At 68.9% G+C, this 2014-nt stretch carries 2 protein-coding genes and 1 pseudogene; all 3 read right to left on the bottom strand.

What is annotated here, in order from left to right; translation table 11 throughout:
• Positions 1-223: pseudogene (locus FV220_RS24820) on the bottom strand (hypothetical protein); the annotation flags it as partial.
• A 134-nt stretch (positions 224-357) separates the two neighbouring features.
• A complete protein-coding gene (locus tag FV220_RS24815) occupies positions 358-1119 on the bottom strand; it encodes an amino acid ABC transporter ATP-binding protein (protein WP_147833565.1) in 762 nt (253 codons plus the stop codon).
• The coding region (locus FV220_RS24810; RefSeq protein ID WP_147833564.1) for an amino acid ABC transporter permease at positions 1116-2014 on the bottom strand (899 nt) is incomplete at its 5' end. The genes FV220_RS24815 and FV220_RS24810, both read right to left, overlap by 4 nt.

The raw sequence follows: 2014 nt of genomic DNA, 5'->3' as shown, positions 1-2014 counted from the left end.
GTGCGGCGGGGCCGGTAGTGGAGACGCTGGCCGTGCCGCCGAGGGGCAAGGACGGCGACGGGATCGAGCCGGTATCCTGCGGTTCGCTGGGAACGGACGCCCGAACCATCTGTGGCGGCGGCGGGGCGGGGAGATGAGCCAGCCGGTCGGCACTGACGAAGCCGATCGCCAGGACGCTCAGGCCGAAGACGCTGCCGACGACGAGGAAGCGCAAAATACGCACGCGATACGCTTTCTACAAATACTCAACACCTTGAATACCGCTTTTAAACCAAGGCCGTTAACGAACCCGAGCATCGCCGTCCGGCCCGACCGTGCCATTTTCTGACCCTTCCTCCCGTCGCGGGCGGGAGGCGGTCACAGGATCTGGCTGAGGAAGGCCTGGGTGCGGGCGTGGCGCGGCCTCTCGAAGAACTCGGCCGGCGGCGCCACCTCGATGACCTGGCCCTCGTCCATGAACACCACGCGGTCGGCGACCTCGCGGGCGAAACCCATCTCGTGGGTGACGCAGAGCATGGTCATGCCGCCGCGTGCCAGCTCGGCCATGGTGTCGAGGACCTCCTTGACCATTTCCGGGTCCAGTGCCGAGGTCGGCTCGTCGAACAGCATCACCTTCGGGCTCATGCACAAAGCGCGGGCGATCGCCACCCGCTGCTGCTGCCCGCCCGAGAGCTGGCCGGGAAACATCCCCGCCAGCTGCGGGATGCGGACGCGCTCGAGATAGCCCATCGCCAGTTTCTCGGCCGCCGCCCGGCCCATCCGCTTCACGTGGACGGGGGCGAGGGTGCAATTCTCCAGCACGGTGAGATGGGCGAACAGGTTGAAGTGCTGGAACACCATGCCGACCTCGCGGCGCACGGCGTCCACGCTCGCCTGCGCGCCGGTGAGTTCGATGCCGTCCACATGGATCGTGCCCTGCTGATGCGCCTCGAGGCCGTTGACGCAGCGGATCAGGGTCGATTTGCCCGAGCCCGAGGGGCCGCAGATCACGATCTTCTCGGCCTTCGCCACCGTGAGGTCGACGTCGCGCAGGACGTGATGGGCGCCGAACCACTTGTTGACGCCGGAGAGCGCGACGGCGGGGGAAGTCTGCGGTGCCTTCAAGGATTCACTCGTCATCGTCTGTCTCCCGCCGCGAGGCGGCGCTCGATGAACCCGGCATAGCGCGCCATGCCGAAGCAGACGGCGAAATAGACGAGGGCGGCGAAGATGTAGGCGGTGGCCGGGATGGTGGCGGCCGACCAGCGCGGATCGGCGCGGGAGGCTTCCAGCACGCGAATGAAATCGCTGATGCCGACGATGGAGACCAGGGTCGTGTCCTTGAACAGGCCGATCATCGTGTTGACGATGCCGGGCAGCGCCACCTTCAGCGCCTGGGGCAGGATGACGAGGCGCAGCGCCTGGCTTCGGCCGAGACCGAGCGCCGCCGCCGCTTCGGCCTGCCCCTTCGGTACGGTCTGCAAGCCGCCGCGCACCACCTCGGCCATGTAGGCGGAGGCGAAGAGCGCGATGCCGACCAGCGGCCGCAGCAGGCGGTCCACGGTGATGTCGCCCGGCAGGAACAGCGGCAGCATCACGTTGGCCATGAACAGCACCGTGATCAGCGGCACCCCGCGCCAGAACTCGATGAAGGCGGTGGAGAGCACGCGCACCACCGGCAGGGTCGAGCGCCGCCCCAGCGCCAGCAGGATGCCGAGCGGCAGGGAGACGACGATGCCCACCGTGGCCACCACCACGGTGACGAGGAAGCCGCCCCACAGGCCCGTCGCCACCGACGGGAGGCCGAGCGATGGCGCGCCGGACAGGAGCAGGTAGGCGACGACCGGGAACACCAGGAAGGCGAAGAGCGCGCCGAGATCGCGCCGGGGCGCCCCGAGCCAGAGCATCCATCCCGCGGCGAGGGCCAGCAGCGCGACGGCGAGGTTCGGGCGCCAGCGCTCCGGCGCGGGGTAGGAGCCATAGGCGAGGTAGTTGATCTTGTCGGCGATGAAGGCCCAGCAGGCCCCCACCGGCC

This window comes from Methylobacterium sp. WL19 (assembly GCF_008040005.1).
GTDB classification, from domain to species: Bacteria; Pseudomonadota; Alphaproteobacteria; order Rhizobiales; family Beijerinckiaceae; genus Methylobacterium; species Methylobacterium bullatum.
This window is presented reverse-complemented; position numbering and strand designations above follow the sequence as displayed.

What these genes read in the sequence shown, in the direction of transcription:
- FV220_RS24815 (WP_147833565.1), bottom strand. Translation starts at nt 1,119, where the DNA reads ATGACGAGTGAATCCTTGAAGGCACCGCAGACTTCCCCCGCCGTCGCG.